Source organism: Pseudoalteromonas sp. S558 (assembly GCF_005886635.1).
GTDB classification, from domain to species: Bacteria; Pseudomonadota; Gammaproteobacteria; order Enterobacterales; family Alteromonadaceae; genus Pseudoalteromonas; species Pseudoalteromonas aliena.
Genome location: NZ_PNDU01000362.1, coordinates 1 through 19,314, shown reverse-complemented (window position 1 = coordinate 19,314; position 19,314 = coordinate 1). Strand labels below are relative to the sequence as shown.

The window sequence follows — 19,314 nt, the reverse complement described above, 5'->3', positions numbered from 1 at the left end:
CGTGCTTGCTCTAAACGCTCAACCTCTGCTTTTTCAGCTTCAACACATGCTTGCTCTAAACGCTCCGTTTCTTGTTGTTCGGCCAACGTTTGTTGGTTATTAGTTTCTTTTGTTTGTTTTTCATCTGACTTACCAAAACCTAACCAAGACAGGAATTTACTTTTTTTTGCCATACTTGCTAATAACCACTTATAAAAATCTGATAAACTAAAATTTGAAAATAGCTTGGAAATGCTCAGCAATATTTGCCAGCCAAACAACCGTTCAAAACATAAGTGTTAAATAGTAACACTTTTAATGCGGTTGAAAAATGAAGCTATACGTAATCTACTGTAATATTATCTGAGCTAGATCCCAGATACCATTTTTTAGTGAGCTAAATGAGAAATAAAACAGCGAAAAATAAAGAAACCAACACATCAAGTGATGGCTTTATTAGAGTTATAAGTGGTCAATTTCGAGGTCGAAAGCTCCCAGTAAAAGACGTACAAGGTCTTCGCCCGACCACAGACCGCATAAAAGAAACGGTCTTTAATTGGTTAATGCAAGATACACGAGATACAAACGTGCTCGATTGCTTTGCCGGCTCCGGCGGCTTAGGGTTTGAAGCGTTATCCCGCTTTGCTAAAAGTGCTACTTTTATTGAGCTTGATTCATCAGCCGCAAAGCAGCTTGAGCAGAATATAACGACTTTGAAATTGCAAAATGCGCACGTAAAAAACACAAACACATTATCGTTTTTGGAACAAAAAAATCTAAATGACCCTTTTGATCTTGTCTTCGTTGATCCCCCTTTTCGTAAAAACTTAGCCCAAACTAGCTGTGCTTTTTTAGAAAAAAATCAATGGCTCAGCTCAAAATCTTTAATTTATGTTGAAGTAGAAAGTGACTTAAAGTCATTTGAAGCGCCTAGTAACTGGTTGTTACTTAAAGAAAAGAAAGCTGGACAAGTATTCTGTAGGTTGTATCAGCGCCAAGCAAATTAAAACTATTTTACATGATGCGTTTCTGTTAATATTGTCCTTTACATGTGGTGTTGCTTCGGATTACAATACCGCACCATTTTTGAACCACTTGATCAATGTTTGATCAACTTGAGCAACGCTCATAATTTAGGTAGGTGAATTTTTAATGCCAGTAATTAAAGTAAGAGAGAACGAACCGTTTGACGTAGCACTTCGTCGCTTCAAGCGTTCATGTGAAAAAGCAGGAATCCTTTCAGAAGTTCGTCGTCGCGAGCACTATGAAAAACCAACAGCTGAGCGTAAGCGTAAAAAAGCTGCTGCTGTTAAGCGTCACATGAAAAAACTTTCTCGTGATAACGCTCGCCGCGTTAAATTATACTAATATATTAGGTCTTGTATAAATGAGCCTTTTAATAACGCTAAAAGATGCGCAAAAAGATGCGATGAGAGCCAAAGACAAACAACGTCTTAACCCTATTCGCATGGTACTTGCTGCAATCAAGCAACGTGAAATTGACGAGCAAATAACACTAGACGACGCAGACATTACCTCCGTTATAGTGAAGCTTGTTAAACAACGTCGTGACTCTTACACTCAGTACAAAGATGCTGGGCGTGATGATTTAGCTGATATTGAAGCCAATGAAATAGTAGCGCTTGAAACTTTTTTACCTCAAAAATTGAGTGAAGAAGAAATAATTGCTCTCATTGACACGGCTATTGCTGATACTAACGCAGCAGGTATGCAAGACATGGGTAAAGTAATGGGTATAATCAAAAGCAAAGCTGAAGGTCGCGCCGATATGGGCAAAATCTCTGGTTTAATTAAGCAACGATTAACTGCCTAATACGCCCGCATACATTATAGTATGATTGAAGTAAACCGAGCCTTGTGCTCGGTTTCTTTGTTTTTAGCTTTGATAAAAATGCATCAATTTTACCACTTTAAAATGAAATTATTGATAGCTTCCCTATTTATTTAGCTATCATTTTGGTAAGTTAAAGCATGTTATATCTTGCATCAAGCAAGTATAAAAAAGTAAATTTCATATTCGTTATTCTTCTTATTATTTCAGGACTGTATTTTACTAATGGCTGGAAAGATCCCACGTAACTTTATAGATGATTTACTTGCCAGAACCGATATTGTCGACCTGATAGACTCAAAAGTAGGTCTAAAAAAAGCAGGTAAGGATTATCAAGCTTGTTGCCCATTTCATAACGAAAAATCCCCATCGTTTACTGTATCGCAAGATAAACAGTTTTATCATTGCTTTGGCTGTGGTGCTAACGGGAACGCTATTTCGTTTGTGATGGAGTACGAAAAACTTGAATTTGTTGATGCTATTGAAGAAATAGCCAGCATGCTTAATTTAGAAGTACCTCGAGAACAAGGCACAAATTCAGCGCCAGAACGTACCGCAGCGCAAAAACGCTCTGACTACGATTTAATGCTCCATACAGCGCGCTTTTATCAGCATCAATTAAAACACCACAGCAATTCGGCGGCAGTAATTGACTATGTTAAAGGCCGTGGTTTAAGCGGTGCAATAGTTAAGAAATTTATGATTGGTTACGCCCCTAGTGAATGGGATGGTTTATGCCTTCAACTTGGTCGCAATAAAGATCAAAAAGAACAATTGGTTGAACTAAAGCTCGCTTCAGAAAAAACACCAGGCAGACAGTTTGATTTTTTTCGCGATCGTTTAATGTTCCCAATCCGCGATAAACGCGGACGTGTGGTTGCGTTTGGTGGTCGTGTAATGCAAGCAGACCAAGGCCCTAAATATCTAAACTCGCCCGAAACCCGAATTTTTCATAAAGGTTTTGAGTTATATGGTTTATACGAGGCAAAGCAAGCCCATAAAAAGTTAGACCATGTACTTATTGTTGAAGGCTATATGGATGTGGTGGCGCTTGCTGAGCAAGGTATAGAATACGCTGTAGCCGCACTTGGTACTGCAACAACAAGCGAGCACATGCACACCCTTTTTAGAACAACGGATAAAGTTATTTGTTGTTACGATGGCGACCGTGCAGGCCGTGATGCTGCTTGGCGAGCACTTGAAAATGCACTCCCTTATTTGAATGATGGAAAAGCCTTAAACTTTGCTTTTTTACCCGATGGTGAAGACCCTGATTCCTTAGTGCAAAAGGAAGGTAAAAAACTGTTTGAACAACGCTTAAGTGAAGCTGATGACTTCACTAAAGTATTGTTTAATAAATTAAGCCAAGAAATAGATTTAACGCTTGATTCAGGTAAAGCAAAACTACTGAGCGCTGCACTGCCACTCATCGAAAAAATACCCAGTGAGTTTTACCAAGAAAATATTCTTGAACAACTCGGTCGTTTAATTGGTCGAACACGCGAGCAGCTTAATAATCGCTTAAAAACACCTAAGCAGCAGCATTCTATTGAGCGAAAATTTAAAATAACACCGATGCGCCAAGCCATTGGAATTTTAATTCAACACCCACAACTAGCTAAAAGTATTCCTTATTTGCCCGACTTAGCGCAAATGAATATCGCTGGTATCGGCCTACTGTTGCGCTTACAAGAACAAGCATTAGAAAAAGAAAACATTACCACCGCACAGCTGCTTGAATTTTTCAGAGGAACTGAAGACTATGAGCCACTAATTAAGCTCACAATGTGGCAACATGAGATAAATGAAGAGCGTTTAGAGACTGTTTTTAAAAATACTTTTAAATTTATTGAAGATCAGTGTTTAAATTATCGACTAGAGACCTTATTAATAAAGGACAAGACACAAGGTCTCAATAGCGACGAAAGACTTGAATGTCATTTGTTAATGACGGCGTTAAAAGCCACTAACAGCTAGTCAGATTTGATTTAGGCTGTTATACTGTGCTATTCACTGCGTCACATTATTCTAGTTGGCTTAAATGCAAACTACATGATGGCGCCTGTTGTATCAACTTATCAGAGTGGAAGAAACAATCTCTATGGATCCAACTCCTCAGTCACAATTAAAACTTCTGATTCAAAAGGGTAAAGAGCAAGGCTACTTAACTTTTGCAGAAGTAAATGATCACCTTCCACAAGACATTATAGACTCAGATCAAGTAGAAGATATCATAAGCATGATTAATGATATGGGTATCAAGGTTAGCGAAAACGCGCCTGATGCTGATGAATTAATGATGCAAGAAACAACGACAGACGAAGACGCAGCTGAAGCTGCCGCTGCAGCCCTTGCGACTGTAGAAAAAGAAATCGGCCGTACTACAGACCCTGTGCGCATGTATATGCGTGAAATGGGTACTGTTGAACTTCTGACACGTGAGGGCGAAATTGTTATCGCTAAACGTATTGAAGAAGGTATCAATCAAGTACAAATTTCTGTTGCTGAATATCCTGAAGCGATAACTTATCTACTTGAACAGTGGGATAAGTTTGAAGCCGAAGAAATGCGTTTAAGCGATATTATCGTCGGTTTCATTGATCCTAATGAAGATGAAGCGCCAATTTCAGCAACTAACATTGGTTCAGAATTAAGCGCTAAACAGCTTGATGATGATAAAGATGATAAAGACGATATTGATGGCGACGATGAAGATGAAGAAGAAGTAGACACAGGGCCAGATCCTGAAGAAGCGCGCATTCATTTTGAAAACTTACGTGATCTATACAATAAAGCACGTGATACATTTGAAGCTAAAGGTCGTTCGCATCCTGAATCACAAGCTGCCATATTTGAAATCGGTGAGCTTTTCAGAACCTTCAAATTAATACCTAAACAGTTTGATCGCATGGTAAATAACATGCGTGAAATGATGGACAGAGTTCGCGTTCAAGAACGCCTTATCATGAAGCAAGCTGTACAAATTGCTAAATTACCGAAGAAAACATTCGTTAAGCACTTTGCTAACAACGAAACAGACGCTTCTTGGGTTGATTTAGAAATTTCAGGTAACGAAAAGTATTCAGCTAAACTTGAAGAAGTTAAGCCAGAAATCATTCGCAGCATTAATAAATTATCTGTTATTGAACAAACAACAGGTTTAAGCATTGAGCGCATAAAAGACATTAACCGTCGAATGAGCATTGGTGAAGCGAAAGCCCGCCGTGCGAAAAAAGAGATGGTTGAAGCTAACTTACGTCTTGTAATCTCAATAGCTAAAAAATATACAAACCGTGGCTTACAGTTCTTGGATTTAATCCAAGAAGGTAACATTGGTCTGATGAAAGCGGTTGATAAGTTTGAATATCGCCGTGGTTATAAGTTTTCAACTTATGCTACGTGGTGGATACGTCAAGCAATTACTCGCTCTATTGCTGACCAAGCAAGAACAATCCGTATTCCGGTACATATGATTGAAACGATTAATAAACTTAACCGTATCTCTCGTCAAATGTTACAAGAAATGGGTCGTGAGCCAAATCCAGAAGAATTAGCAGAACGCATGATGATGCCTGAGGACAAAATCCGTAAGGTACTTAAGATTGCTAAAGAGCCAATTTCAATGGAAACACCAATCGGTGATGATGAAGATTCTCACTTAGGTGACTTCATCGAAGATACAACTATTGATTCGCCAATCGATTCGGCAACAATGGAGTCGCTTCGTGGCGCAACTAACGATGTACTTGCAGGCCTAACAGCTCGTGAAGCTAAAGTGCTACGTATGCGTTTTGGTATTGATATGAATACCGACCACACCTTAGAAGAAGTAGGTAAACAGTTTGACGTTACGCGTGAACGTATTCGTCAAATAGAAGCGAAAGCACTGCGTAAATTACGCCACCCTTCTCGCTCTGATTTACTGAAAAGCTTTTTAGACGCTAAATAATTTAGCGCTACTATATAAACTAAAAAGGCCGCTATAGCGGCCTTTTTTCTATTTGAAGGAAATAACCATGGCTTGGATCCAAATTCGTATTAGTGCCAATGCTGCAACAGCTGATGCCGTAAGCGACCTATTAATGGAAGCAGGTAGCGCTTCAGTAACCTTTATTGACGCAAAAGACACCCCTATTTACGAACCAAAAATTGGCACTGTTGTATTTTGGGCTGATACCACAGTCATTGGCTTGTTCGAAGCTAATCACGATATGAACGCAGTCGTTGCGTTATTAAAACGTCATGACGAGCTGAAAGACAATTTAGTTTATAAAATTGAGCAGCTTGAGGATAAAGACTGGGAACGTGAATGGATGGATAACTTCCACCCTATTCAATTTGGTGAAAGGCTATGGATTTGTCCAAGCTGGCGCGATATTCCAGACCCTACTGCGGTAAATGTACTGCTTGACCCTGGCCTTGCTTTTGGCACGGGTACACATGCAACAACAGCGCTGTGCCTCAAATGGTTAGAAAGCCAAGATCTAACAGGTAAAACAGTTGTTGATTTTGGTTGTGGCTCAGGCATTTTAGGTATAGCAGCTATAAAACTAGGCGCAGAGCGCATGATTGGGATAGATATTGACCCTCAAGCACTCGAAGCAAGCCTAGATAATGCTAACCGTAATGGTGTGGCTGACAAACTTGAAGTATACCTTCCTGAAAACCAGCCGGAATTTAGCGCCGACATTGTTGTGGCAAATATATTAGCGCAGCCGCTACGAGAATTACACAGTGTCATTTTAGGCTTATTAAAGCCAGGCGGAAAAATTGCCATGTCAGGCATTTTAGAAGAGCAAGCACAATCAGTTGCTGATATTTACGCGCCTTTTATTGAACTTGATAATATTGCTGTTGAAGGTGACTGGACACGCGTCAGTGGTACCAAAAAAGTGTAATTCACTTAAAACATCAATTTAGAGTATTAACTCAAAATGCTCATGTAAAGCCTGTATTTAACAGGCTTTACTATTTTTTTACATAATAAAAAACAAACCTATTTTATAGTAAAAACAAAATCAGCTTAAATTTCACACAAATAAACCGCTTCGTCAGACGGTTATCAAATGTCAATACGAAAAGTGCAAAAAAAAGTCACTTTTGTTCAATTTATAGCCTTTGATTTTTGCTAAAAAAACCGTAAACTTAGCGCCCCTTGAAAAGAGGCCTATTGAATATAGTGCGTATCGGTAAATACCAACTTGAGAATAATGTAATTGTTGCGCCAATGGCGGGCATTACAGACAGACCATTTAGACAACTTTGTCGTCGCTTAGGCGCTGGGCTTGCTGTGTCTGAAATGTTATCGTCTAATCCTAGGGTTTGGAAAACAGAAAAGTCGATGAACCGTATGGATCACAGCGGTGAATCGGGTATACGTGCTGTGCAAATTGCAGGAGCAGATCCTGAGCTTATGGCGCAGGCCGCACAATTCAATGTTGCTAACGGTGCACAGATCATAGATATCAATATGGGGTGCCCAGCAAAAAAAGTGAACAAGAAACTCGCAGGCTCTGCCTTATTACAGTTTCCTGAACTTGTGGAAGAGATTATTGATGCAGTCGTTAATGCTGTTGATATACCTGTGACACTTAAAATCCGTACAGGATGGGATCCGGATAACCGTAATGGTGTAGAGATTGCGAGAATAGCTGAACGTTATGGCATTGCATCACTTGCTGTACATGGGCGTACGCGCGCATGTATGTATAAAGGTGATGCTGAGTACGCCACGATTAGGGATATAAAACGTTCAGTGTCGATCCCTGTTGTTGCCAATGGTGATATTACATCACCTGAAAAAGCAAAGCAGGTTTTAGACTATACGGGTGCAGATGCCATTATGATTGGTCGGGCCGCCCAAGGTCGCCCTTGGATATTTAGGGAGATAGACCACTATTTGCGAACTGGTGAACATATGCAGCCACCTGCTATTGCAGAGGTACGCAGCATTTTAATGGAGCATTTAACAAACCTCCATATGTTTTACGGTGAACCAATGGGCGCGCGAATTGCTCGCAAACATGTATCTTGGTATTTGCAAACCCATGACAGTGATGGTCAGTTTAGGCGAGTATTTAATGCGCTCGACAACCCACAGGCACAGGTCGTCGCATTAGAGCAATACTTTAAAACACTAGCAGCTAACTAAGAAAGAAAGAGACTTAATAATGTTCGAACAAAACGTGACTTCTCCATTTATCACTAACCCTCATGTTCAGTCACACGAGAAACCGCAGCCATTGCGTGATGCAGTAAAAAAAGCTGTTCACCACTATTTAAAACAGCTTAACGGTCAAGATGTGCAAGACGTTTACGACCTTGTTCTTTCAGAGCTAGAAGCGCCATTACTTGAAGAAGTAATGACATACACACGTGGTAATCAAACACGTGCAGCAATTTTACTAGGTATCAACCGTGGTACTTTACGTAAAAAGCTAAAAAAATACGGCATGAACTAATATGCTGGCTGTGATTTACCACAGCTAATTATTAAAAAAGCACCTTAGGGTGCTTTTTTTATGCCTACAACTTATTAACCAAATTGCAAAATGCTCACGCTTATTAAGCCTTTATAAGTCGTTTTTTGAGTAGTAATCAGTTAAAATGCCCGCTTCTAAGCTAGCTCATTAACTGAGGAAATCAAACTACAATGGATACTCATCGTCCCATTCGTCGCGCACTATTAAGTGTGTCTGATAAAACCGGTATTGTTGAATTTGCCCGCGCACTAGAAGCGCAAGGCGTTGATATATTGTCAACTGGCGGCACATGCAAACTACTTGCTGATAACGACATAAAAGTGACTGAAGTGTCAGATCACACAGGCCACCCAGAAATCATGGATGGTCGCGTAAAAACTCTTCACCCTAAAATTCACGGCGGCATATTAGCCCGTCGCGGACAAGATGAAAGCGTAATGGCAGAGAACAACATTTCTGCTATCGACATAGTTGTAGTTAACTTATACCCCTTTGCGAATACTGTCGCTCAAGAAAACTGCAGCCTTGAAGATGCCATTGAAAATATTGATATTGGCGGCCCTACAATGGTTCGTGCAGCCGCTAAAAACCACAAAGATGTAACAATTGTGGTAAACGCGAGCGACTACGACCGTGTTATTAGTGAAATGCAAAACAACAATGGTTCTACTACGTATAAGACCCGTTTTGATTTAGCGATTGCCGCATACGAGCACACAGCTCAATACGATGGCATGATTGCTAACTACTTTGGTAAAATGGTTCCTGATTACACCGAGGAAGCTGCTGTAGAGACTAAATTCCCACGTACTATCAATATGCAGTTCACTAAAAAGCAAGATATGCGTTACGGTGAAAACTCACATCAAGATGCTGCTTTCTATGTTGAAAATGACATTGCTGAAGCATCAGTTGCAACAGCCACTCAATTGCAAGGTAAAGCCCTCTCGTTTAACAATATTGCAGATACCGATGCTGCACTTGAATGTGTTAAAGAATTTGACGTACCTGCGTGCGTAATTGTAAAACATGCTAACCCGTGTGGTGTTTCAATTGGGAGCAATATTCTACAAGCATACGAGCGCGCTTTTAAAACAGACCCTACATCAGCATTTGGTGGCATTATTGCCTTTAACCGAGAGCTAGATGCAGCAACTGCACAAGCAATTGTTGATCGTCAGTTTGTTGAAGTAATTATTGCACCTAGTATTTCGAGCGACGCTGCAAAAATTGTTGAAGCTAAAAAGAACGTTCGCTTATTAGAATGTGGACAGTGGACAGGTAAAGCCGCAGGCCAAGATATTAAACGTGTTAACGGCGGCATTTTAGTTCAAGATCGCGATTTAGGCATGGTAACGCAAGGCGACTTAAAAGTTGTTTCTAAGCGCCAGCCTACAGAGCAAGAACTTAAAGATTTACTGTTTTGCTGGAAAGTCGCTAAGTTTGTTAAATCAAACGCGATTGTTTATGCCCGTGACGGCATGACTATTGGTGTAGGTGCAGGCCAAATGAGCCGCGTATACTCAGCTAAAATTGCAGGCATTAAAGCCGCTGATGAAAACCTTGAAGTTAAAGGTTCAGTTATGGCGTCTGACGCGTTCTTCCCATTCCGTGATGGAATTGACGCAGCAGCAGCCGCTGGTATTACTGCGGTAATTCAGCCTGGTGGCTCAATGCGCGATGAAGAAGTAATTGCTGCCGCAGATGAAGCTGGTATGGCAATGGTACTTACTGGTATGCGCCATTTCCGCCACTAATCACACAAAGGGTTAAACGTTGGTTTAGCCCTTTTTGTTTGCTATAAATTCACGTATTCTGACTATTCAATAACCTATTTAAAATTATAATGTGAAGGAACAGATGATGAAATTTGCGCTAAAATCGCTACTTGTAGCCACACTAACTATGACATCGACTATGGCACTTAGCCATGACCACGAATCGAGCCTTGAGCACTCACTAAAATCAAGTGAGCGCAGTACTAAAAACAGTGCTCGTGACGAATATCGCCACCCAGCTCAAACACTGGCATTTTTTGGTTTTAAACCAACCATGACCGTTGTTGAAATTGCACCTGGCGGTGGTTGGTATAGTGAAATTTTAGCGCCAGCACTAAAAGAGCAAGGCACTTATTATGCTGCGCATTTTCCTGCTGATTCATCAGTTGGCTACTACCAACGCTCTCTTGCAGGCTTTAAACAAAAAGTAGCTGACGATGAGCGCTTTAGTAACGTTAAAATTACCGAGTTTGCACCTGTAACACATTTAGATATTGCGCCAGCTGGCAGCGCCGATATGGTTTTAACATTCCGTAATGTTCATAACTGGTACATGGGCAAAGATAAAAGCGGAGCATTAAGTGCATTCCAAGCTTTTTATAAAGCCCTTAAACCAGGTGGCACATTAGGTTTAGTTGAGCACCGTTTAGCTGAAGAGCGCGCTGACGAAGATCAAAAAACGTCAGGTTATATGAAGCAGAGCTACGTAGTAGAGCTTGCAAAACAAGCAGGGTTTGAATTAGTAGCAAGCAGTGAAATAAATGCAAATCCAAAAGATACAGCCGATCACCCTAAAGGGGTATGGACGCTACCACCAAGCTTAAGACTCGGCGAACAAGATGCTGATAAATATAAAGCCATTGGTGAAAGCGACCGCATGACGCTGAAATTTAAGAAACCGCTTTAAATAGGAATTTTCGCCATGAATGTTTTAGTCATTGGCAGCGGCGGCCGCGAACACGCGCTTGCGTTCAAAGCCGCTCAAAACACCAAAGTAAACACTGTATTTGTAGCACCTGGTAATGCAGGCACCGCACTTGAACCTAAACTTGAAAACGTAGCAATCAACGTTGACGACTTAGAGGGTTTACTTAGTTTTGCACAGCAAAATAAAGTAGAGCTTACAATTGTAGGTCCAGAAATACCGTTAGTACTGGGTGTTGTTGATAAGTTTCGTGAACATAACATGGCTATTTTTGGCCCTACTGCGGGCGCTGCTCAGCTCGAAGGCTCTAAATCGTTTACTAAAGACTTTTTAGCACGTCATAAAATCCCGACAGGCGACTATCAAACGTTTGAACAAATTGACCCTGCCCTTGCTTATTTAAAAGAAAAAGGCGCGCCAATAGTTGTAAAAGCAGATGGTTTGGCTGCGGGTAAAGGCGTAATTGTAGCCATGGACGAGCGTGAAGCTGAAGACGCTATTCGCGATATGCTTGCGGGTAATGCGTTTGGTGATGCGGGAAGCCGTGTTGTTATTGAAGAATTTTTAGACGGTGAAGAAGCCTCTTTCATAGTTATGGTTGACGGCAAAAACGTATTACCCTTTGCTACCAGTCAGGACCATAAACGTGCTTACAATGGCGATGCGGGTCCTAATACGGGTGGCATGGGTGCATACTCACCTGCGCCTGTTGTTACTGATGAAATCCACCAGCGTATTATGAACGAAGTGATCACCCCTACAGTAGAAGGCATGGCAAGCGAAGGCCATCCGTACACAGGTTTTTTATACGCAGGTTTGATGATTGACGAAACAGGCACCCCTAAAGTAATTGAGTACAATTGTCGCTTCGGCGACCCTGAAACTCAACCAATGATGCTACGTTTGCAGTCAGATCTTGTTGAATTGATTGAAGCAGCTAACCGTGTAGAACTTGATAAAACAACGATTGAGTTTGACTCACGCGCAGCCGTTGGTGTCGTACTTGCCGCTAAAGGTTATCCTAGTGATTACCCAAAAGGTGATGTTATTTCGGGGCTGCAAGTTGATTACCCCGCAGGCGAAAAAGTATTTCATGCCGGTACTAAGCAAAATGGCAGTGACGTTGTAACCGCAGGCGGTCGCGTATTATGCGCAACAGCACTCGGTAATACAGTTACTGAAGCGCAGCAGCGCGCCTATGAGCTTGTTAAACAAATTAGCTGGGATGGTATGGAATATCGTACAGATATTGCTTACCGTGCCATTGCCCGCGAGCAATAGGCTTCCCACGAGTAAAACTTATTGGTGTAATGAGTTAATTAAACTAAAAAAGCGCAGCTTACCTGCGCTTTTTTAGTGCTACACTATTTAAAAGGTCTTTAAAAGTGCGCAAATATTGGAACTAAGAACTTTACGCTACAATGCAATTGCTGTTGCCATTCTGATATTTATATTTTTTATTATCAGTACATTGACATCAAACCTTGTAATGCCTACTCGATATACAATTGATAAAACGGCACCGGTGTACCTCGATTATGCGTATTACATTGATGAGAAAAAAACACTTACACTTAACGATATAGTGAGCCAACCAAATCTTCTTATTCATGATTCATTCTCTGAAATACCTTGGAGCTTTGCACAGCAAAATTATTGGCTATTTCTTGATTTAGAAAATAAGAGCTTAAAAAAAGAAAATATAGTTGCTCATTTTGATAACCCTATGGTCGATCACCTCACTATATATCACCTAACAAAAAACAATGAAATTATTAACACTTTCAGGCTTGGCGATAAGGAAGAGTCACTTTCATTATTTCAATACAGCGTACCGCATATTCGTTTTTCGTTAGATAGTAGAACATCACAACGATTGGTTCTCAAAATAGACACTATCGGTATAAGTAAAACCCCTGTTAACTTATATCGTGACAAAGAATTTATCGATTTAGTGCGTTCGCAAACGGGTATTTGGGGGATTTTTGTGGGCGTTTTGCTTATGGCAGCGCTTTATAACTTGGTTCTTTATTTTGGCATAAAAGACCGTGTTTACCTCATTTATATTGGTTATATTATTAGTGCAATAACCATGATGGGAGCAGTACTGGGCTTTGGTTTCTACTTATGGCCTTTAGAGTGGCAATTATTTATTCACGAAAAAGTTATATTTACTAACTACGCGATCTCTTTTTTTACACTGTCTTTTTGCATTATGTTTTTACGCTACCACAAAGATAAGTGCTGGCGTTATAAAATGGGTACATCGTTACTTTACGCTATGTTTATATTAGCAATAAGTAGCTTATTCATTCCTGAGAACATATCAGCACCCATCTTTTTTTGCGTGATGGGCGTGCTTTATATTGTCTGTGTTATTTTAATTTATAAAAAACTACGTACTGGATTTAGATGGGCTAAGTTTTATGTACTTTCGTGGATACCTTTAATATTTGGTGCTGCAATACAGCCAATGGAGCTCACTGGACTTTTATCTTATAGCTTTACTACACGCCATGCTTTTTTAGTCGCCATATTATGTGAAGTGATATTGATGGCAATGGCATTAGCCGATCGAGTGCGTTATCAACGTGAACGAGCACTCTACCACGCCACACACACTCAACAAACTAAGCTACTTAATAGCTCAAAGCTAAAGCACGCATTTATGGCATTACAAGGCCAAGAACGCTCTACCACTTTGTGTTTAATAAAAATACGTCACTTCAATTCGCTCAATACCATTATTACCCCTTCTCAAGGTTATGCACTGGCAAAACATGTAGCGAAACAGCTTGAACTCGAATTAAGCCACGAACGTCAATTTGTAATCCTTGAGACAAATTTAAATACAAGCCCTCGATTGGCTGATCTGAATAGCGGTGTATTTGCCTGTATTTCAACTAAAACACAAAATCAAGAAACCTTAGAAGCGCTACTGATAAAGATAATTAATAATCTGCCTAAGCAATATGAAATTAAAGGGCTTAATCTGCAACTTAATTACAGTATAGGCATTAGCTCTGCTGCTCAAAATAACGATTTTGAATATTGGTTAAAGCGTGGTTATTTGGCACTTAAAAACGCCAAAAACAGCCTAAATCAGATAGGTTCATCCTCAAACGGCAGTAACCTCATGATGGATGTATCTTTAGCGGCTAAATTGCAACAAGCAATAAATAATAATCAACTCGCACTGTACTACCAGCCACAAGTTAACTTATTTGATAACCAAGTAAGTGGTGCTGAAGCTTTATTACGCTGGCCCGATCCTGCATTTAGCAGTTTATCTATAGAAGAGCTAATTACTCTTGCCGAACACACTGGGATTATTAACGAGTTAACTTTATGGGTTATCGAGCAGGCTTGTAGAGATATTGTTGGGCTTACAAAAAATGGCTACCCTGAGCACACCATAAGCGTAAACCTAAGCGCTAAAAATTTAGCTATCAATAATTTAGCTGAAAAAGTAGAAAACATTTTAATTAAATATCAAATACCTGCACGTTTACTTAAATTTGAGCTGACCGAATCAGCTTTTGTAGATAGTCAAGATGCCCTCATTAAATTGGTTGATGACCTAGGCGCATTGGGTATTAAAGTGGTTTTAGATGACTTTGGTACGGGTTACGCGTCGTTGAGTTATTTAATTAATTATCACTTTAGTGAACTAAAAATAGATAAATCATTTGTTTTTGATCTACCTAACAACCCAACTCATCAGGTTATTGTACAAACAGCCATTGATATGGCGCACAACTTGGGTTTATCAATCACTATAGAAGGCGTTGAAACCCAAGAAATTCATCATCTACTTAAAGACATGAACGCTAACTACGCTCAAGGTTATTTATATGCCAAAGCACTGCCTTACACCGATTATTTACATTTCTTAAAAAGCCAATATAGCTTAAAAATGTTAGACTCCTCTTTTTAACATCTTTAGGGGCCAAGTAAAGATGCAAGGCACACTGCGTAAATTAAAATCGAGCTTAACCGATCCAGTACAGTACCACTTACCCGTAGGTGAGCACTTAGTAGACTTAAACGCACTAATAGGCAAAGAGCTTACACTTACCTTTAGCGGCACTATTTTGTGTTCTAGCTGCGGTAAAAAAACTAAAAAAAGCTATTCTCAAGGTCACTGTTTTGTCTGTATGCGCAAACTCGCTAGCTGCGATATGTGCATAATGAAACCAGAAACCTGTCATTACGATCAAGGTACGTGCCGAGAGCCACAGTGGGGCGAAGAAAACTGCATGATCCCGCACTATGTATATCTTGCCAATACCTCAGGACTCAAAGTCGGTATTACTCGTCATACACAAATACCTACCCGCTGGGTTGATCAAGGTGCAACTCAAGCATTGCCTATTTTCAAAGTACAAACTCGCCTGCAATCAGGCTTAGTTGAAGTAGCACTGGCTGAATTTATTGCTGATAAAACCAATTGGCGCAATATGTTAAAAGGCCAAAACGAAGCACTTGATTTAAAAGCAGCAGCGGCTGAGTTAATTCCACAAATTAGCGAAAAACTCAACGAGTTAAGCGAGTTATTTGGTGCAACAGCAATAGAGCAATTAGATGAAGATGTGGTTAATTTAGGCTTTCCAGTCACCGAATACCCAACAAAAATCAGCTCATTTAACTTTGATAAAGACCCCGTTGTAAGTGGTGTATTACAGGGTATTAAAGGCCAGTACTTAATTTTCGAAAAAGGCGTTATTAACATTCGTAAATTTACGTCTTACGAAGTAACGGTAGGCTAAATGCTTAATCAATTTCCACAGTTGCTTATTGTTTATAATGAGCTTGAAATAGCGCACACACAAAAAGAGCGTGAAGAGCACTTGCACAGCGTTACAACAAACGATTTAGCTGATGTGGTTATACTTAATAAATGTGGTGAGTACTGCACTTTAGACAATACACCGCGAGAGTCGTTAAGCGCAGAGCAACTTGCTGTAATCACAACAAGTTACTTATTAAATGAAGGGCATTGTTGTTTAAGTAAAATAACGACCCTGACCGTTGAGCAGGCATTTAACTTACTTGAGCTATAAAACGCGGCACAATTAAATCTCAGTAAGCACTTTTATATGCGCTACAGCACTTCTACCCAACGCTGATAGCGCATAGCCACCTTCTAAATACGATATAACCCCTTTGCAGCCACTTTCTCTTGTTACTTTACATAATTGCTCGGTAAGCCAAATGTAGTCATCTTCAACAAACTTTAGGCTTGCCATGTCGTCTTCTAAGTGGGCATCAAACCCTGCGCTGATAAAAAGTAATTCGGGTTTAAACTCCTTTAATTTTGGCAGCCATTGCTGAGTAAACACGTCTTTTAAGTCGTCGCCATTACTGGCTATTGGCAGCGGTGAATTAACTATGTGACTATTATTTTTTACTGCCGTATTAGGGTAAAAAGGATGCTGAAATAACGAACAAAGCAACACATTTCCATCATCGATAAAAATATCTTGTGTGCCATTACCGTGGTGTACATCAAAATCAGCAATCGCAATGCGCTTAACTCCTTTGCTTTGTGCATACTTAACGGCAATAGCTAAGTTATTAAACACACAAAATCCTGAGGATGACTCTCTATTAGCATGATGACCCGGTGGGCGCACTGAGCAAAAAGCGGCATCTAGCTTATCTGCAAGTATTTCATCAACCGCTAACACCCCTGCACCTACTGCACGCTCAATTGCTTTAAACGAATCGGGGCATAACCAAGTATCGCCATCTAAATTAGCGAGCCCCTCGGTTGGGAGTGTGGTTTCTACGTGTTTAACTAAAGCTTCGTCATGGGCAAGTAAATAATGCTCTCGCGCTGCTTTAGGAGCTTGCAAATGCGTTAAGCCGACATCTACGCCACTGGCAAGTAATCGGTCGGTTATGGCATCTAGACGCTCAGGGCACTCGGGGTGGTCGTCTATCATTTTATGCTTACGGCAATGAGGATGAGAAATAACAGCGGTACGCATAAAAAGTCCCTTACGAGGTGTAAAAACTTAATATAGCAAAGCCACCGACGAGTGGCTTTGCGACTTTGGTTTATATCAACATTTTAAATATCAAAGCTATTAGCTACTTTGCTTTTAGCTGTAGGTTTCTAAAGTCAAAGCTAAAGTCGGTTACTTGTGTTGATACTGCGCGCATTTTAGCGCCGTTAACTCTATTTTTTGTGTCCATATCAAAAGTTATGAACGCATCAGCTTCTAGCAATTTTTCGTCCCATTTAACAATAAATGTATTGCCCGTGTAATGCTCAAGCGTGCCTTTTAAGCGCTTAGTATGCGTAAAATCAATACGTAATTTACTGTCAAGCTGCTCAACAATGACGTCGCCATACCAATCATCATGTAATGTTCCCGTGTAATTAATATTTGGTAATTGTGGCTGATAATCAGCGGGCGCTTCTGGGGATGCATTAGCATACGCTTTTTGTTTTCCTTCAAAGTGTTTTTTAGCTAACTCTTCAACCCAATCTTTATCTTCAAGGTTAAGTGCATCTTCTAGCACTTCGTGTGTAACCGCCGAAAGCGCGCTAAAAGCTTGTTGGTTAGATAAAATAACAATACCGAGCTTTTTCCCTGGTAGCAGAGTTACTTGCGATACCATTCCTAAAATACCACCACCGTGACCTAACTTTTTAAAGCCATGGTAGTCTTCAATACTCCAACCTAACCCATAGCCTCTAAATTGCTGATGATATGATTCAAACGCACTTTTAGATGCAATAGACGTAATATGTGGATGCCACATTTGCGTTTGCTGTTGCTCACTAAAGAGCTGCTCGCCATTTGGCATTTTACCGCCTGCTAATTGCGTACGAAGCCATTGGCTCATGTCGCTTACGCTTGATGCAATTGCGCCTGCGCCTCTAAAGTCCTCAAGGTAGTTCACAAAAAATGGATGAAGCATGCCATCCATAGGAATATGGCCTGTTGCCCAGTTAGTGTTACTTTTTGGAATACGTGAAAAGCCGGCGCGTGAATTATCCATATGCAGTGGCTGTAAAATGTTTTTTTCGATGTAATCGTTCCAGCTCATACCCGATACACGTGCAACCACTTCGCCTGCGGTAACAAACATCAAATTGTTATAAGCATATTTACTACGAAAGCTGCTCGCAGGTTTTAAATATTTTAATCCAGCTAAAATTTCATCAACGGGCTTATCCGTGCTTGGCCAAATCATTAAATCGCCTTGCCCAAGCCCGAGCCCACTGCGATGGCTTAATAAATCACGAATACGCATTTCGCGTGTTACATATGAGTCGTACAACCTAAATTCTGGTAAGCGGTCAATAACGCGGTCGTCCCAACTTAATTTACCTTCATCAACCAGCTTAGCCAGTGCAGCGGAAGTAAACGCTTTCGTGTTTGAAGCAATACCAAATAAGGTGTCTTTATTTACTTTTTTATTGGTCTCAAGATTAACGACACCAAAGCCTTTAGCAAATATCACTTTATCGTTTTCAACGATAGCCACCGCCATTCCAGGCACGTCAAAACGTGCCATTGACGCCTTGATCACGTTATCAATTTTGTCGGTGTCTACTTGTGCCGAGCTATTAAAGGCAGTGCCTACTAATAAAGCAATTGTGGCTAGTTGGGTTAATTTCATATCAATCCTATTTATTATTGTTGATGTACGGCAAACTCAAGGGCTGCGCGTGCTTGATTGGTATCGCTTTTTTGTGGACGATTTAATATAGCATCACTGTATGCTTTTGGTACGCCGGCTTCAAGTGCTCCGCGATGAACATGCTTTATGTACCAGTCATATGGGAGCACATCGCTGTCGTGCGTATTTGCTATATAACAATGTGCGTTTATTGTTTCACCTGTTAATAGCGTTGGGGTTATATCTACGCAGTCGTAGCCGGCGCCTTCAATGCCATCTAAAATGATTTTTTCGGCATCACTAATCTCATAAATAACACCATAAACTAGTTCATCTTTTTTAGCGCTTGGGCAAATACTGCACTTACCTGAGCCATCTTTAAATAACATGTCAAACGTAAGTTCATATCCTTTAAGAACCGCTGTTCCAACTCGTTTAGCATTAGGTAAACGCGCTAATAAACGATTAGATGACATATTAGAGCCAAACGAAAAATTATAGAGCGGCATGTTATCTCCTGCGCTTTTTAAATAAGTTAAATAACCTGAACTCTGGATAATAAATCTATCTCAAGCAGCTATTTTCAGCGCTAACTATGTTGAATTTACTTACAATAGGCCCGCTATTGACGCGTAAATTCGCCTTGTTTTCACTGAAAAT

Annotated in this window: 17 protein-coding genes; 14 read left to right on the top strand and 3 right to left on the bottom strand. The window is 40.3% G+C overall.

Annotated features, from left to right (window positions below):
• Window positions 1-380: 380 nt before the first annotated feature.
• The 14 genes from rsmD (at window position 381) to CWB66_RS19315 (ending at window position 16,079) form a co-directional block, all read left to right on the top strand.
• Entirely contained in the window at window positions 381-986 is a 606-nt protein-coding gene (gene rsmD / locus CWB66_RS19380; protein ID WP_138586635.1) for a 16S rRNA (guanine(966)-N(2))-methyltransferase RsmD, read from the top strand.
• 145 nt (window positions 987-1,131) lie between these two features.
• A complete protein-coding gene (rpsU, locus tag CWB66_RS19375; RefSeq protein WP_002957797.1) occupies window positions 1,132-1,347 on the top strand; it encodes a 30S ribosomal protein S21 in 216 nt (71 codons plus the stop codon).
• A gap of 19 nt (window positions 1,348-1,366) precedes the next feature.
• Window positions 1,367-1,813, top strand: a complete 447-nt coding sequence (locus CWB66_RS19370) for a GatB/YqeY domain-containing protein (RefSeq protein WP_077536876.1) — start codon at window positions 1,367-1,369, stop codon at window positions 1,811-1,813.
• A 243-nt stretch (window positions 1,814-2,056) separates the two neighbouring features.
• Window positions 2,057-3,808, top strand: coding sequence for a DNA primase (gene dnaG / locus CWB66_RS19365; RefSeq protein WP_138586634.1), 1,752 nt, complete (start codon window positions 2,057-2,059; stop codon window positions 3,806-3,808).
• Window positions 3,809-3,932: 124 nt separating this feature from the next.
• On the top strand, window positions 3,933-5,780 hold the full coding sequence (rpoD, locus tag CWB66_RS19360; protein WP_077536874.1) for an RNA polymerase sigma factor RpoD: 1,848 nt from the start codon (window positions 3,933-3,935) through the stop codon (window positions 5,778-5,780).
• A gap of 67 nt (window positions 5,781-5,847) precedes the next feature.
• Window positions 5,848-6,729: a 50S ribosomal protein L11 methyltransferase gene (prmA, locus tag CWB66_RS19355; RefSeq protein WP_138586633.1), complete on the top strand. Its 882-nt coding sequence runs from the start codon at window positions 5,848-5,850 to the stop codon at window positions 6,727-6,729.
• Window positions 6,730-7,010: 281 nt separating this feature from the next.
• Entirely contained in the window at window positions 7,011-7,982 is a 972-nt protein-coding gene (gene dusB / locus CWB66_RS19350; protein WP_171037543.1) for a tRNA dihydrouridine synthase DusB, read from the top strand.
• 19 nt (window positions 7,983-8,001) lie between these two features.
• On the top strand, window positions 8,002-8,292 hold the full coding sequence (fis, locus tag CWB66_RS19345) for a DNA-binding transcriptional regulator Fis (RefSeq protein WP_002957804.1): 291 nt from the start codon (window positions 8,002-8,004) through the stop codon (window positions 8,290-8,292).
• 191 nt (window positions 8,293-8,483) lie between these two features.
• The gene (gene purH, locus CWB66_RS19340) at window positions 8,484-10,070 is read left to right on the top strand and encodes a bifunctional phosphoribosylaminoimidazolecarboxamide formyltransferase/IMP cyclohydrolase (RefSeq protein ID WP_138586632.1); all 1,587 of its coding nucleotides are present in this window, start codon (window positions 8,484-8,486) and stop codon (window positions 10,068-10,070) included.
• A 106-nt stretch (window positions 10,071-10,176) separates the two neighbouring features.
• Complete coding sequence (locus tag CWB66_RS19335; RefSeq protein ID WP_077536870.1) at window positions 10,177-10,998, top strand: class I SAM-dependent methyltransferase; 822 nt, start codon at window positions 10,177-10,179, stop codon at window positions 10,996-10,998.
• Between the two features lie 15 nt (window positions 10,999-11,013).
• Window positions 11,014-12,297: a phosphoribosylamine--glycine ligase gene (gene purD / locus CWB66_RS19330; protein ID WP_077536869.1), complete on the top strand. Its 1,284-nt coding sequence runs from the start codon at window positions 11,014-11,016 to the stop codon at window positions 12,295-12,297.
• A gap of 115 nt (window positions 12,298-12,412) precedes the next feature.
• Window positions 12,413-14,953, top strand: coding sequence for an EAL domain-containing protein (locus tag CWB66_RS19325; protein WP_138586631.1), 2,541 nt, complete (start codon window positions 12,413-12,415; stop codon window positions 14,951-14,953).
• A gap of 22 nt (window positions 14,954-14,975) precedes the next feature.
• Entirely contained in the window at window positions 14,976-15,785 is an 810-nt protein-coding gene (locus CWB66_RS19320; protein WP_077536867.1) for a DUF2797 domain-containing protein, read from the top strand.
• Complete coding sequence (locus CWB66_RS19315) at window positions 15,786-16,079, top strand: DUF4144 family protein (protein ID WP_138586630.1); 294 nt, start codon at window positions 15,786-15,788, stop codon at window positions 16,077-16,079.
• 12 nt (window positions 16,080-16,091) lie between these two features.
• On the opposite strand, the gene CWB66_RS19310 is transcribed toward CWB66_RS19315, so the two are convergent.
• The 3 genes from CWB66_RS19310 to CWB66_RS19300 all read right to left on the bottom strand — a co-directional run bounded on the left by CWB66_RS19310 (window position 16,092) and on the right by CWB66_RS19300 (window position 19,163).
• A complete protein-coding gene (locus tag CWB66_RS19310) occupies window positions 16,092-17,009 on the bottom strand; it encodes a histone deacetylase family protein (protein ID WP_138586629.1) in 918 nt (305 codons plus the stop codon).
• Window positions 17,010-17,112: 103 nt separating this feature from the next.
• On the bottom strand, window positions 17,113-18,654 hold the full coding sequence (locus CWB66_RS19305) for a serine hydrolase (RefSeq protein WP_138586628.1): 1,542 nt from the start codon (window positions 18,652-18,654) through the stop codon (window positions 17,113-17,115).
• Between the two features lie 14 nt (window positions 18,655-18,668).
• Window positions 18,669-19,163, bottom strand: coding sequence for a gamma-glutamylcyclotransferase family protein (locus CWB66_RS19300; RefSeq protein ID WP_138586627.1), 495 nt, complete (start codon window positions 19,161-19,163; stop codon window positions 18,669-18,671).
• Window positions 19,164-19,314 lie beyond the last annotated feature (151 nt).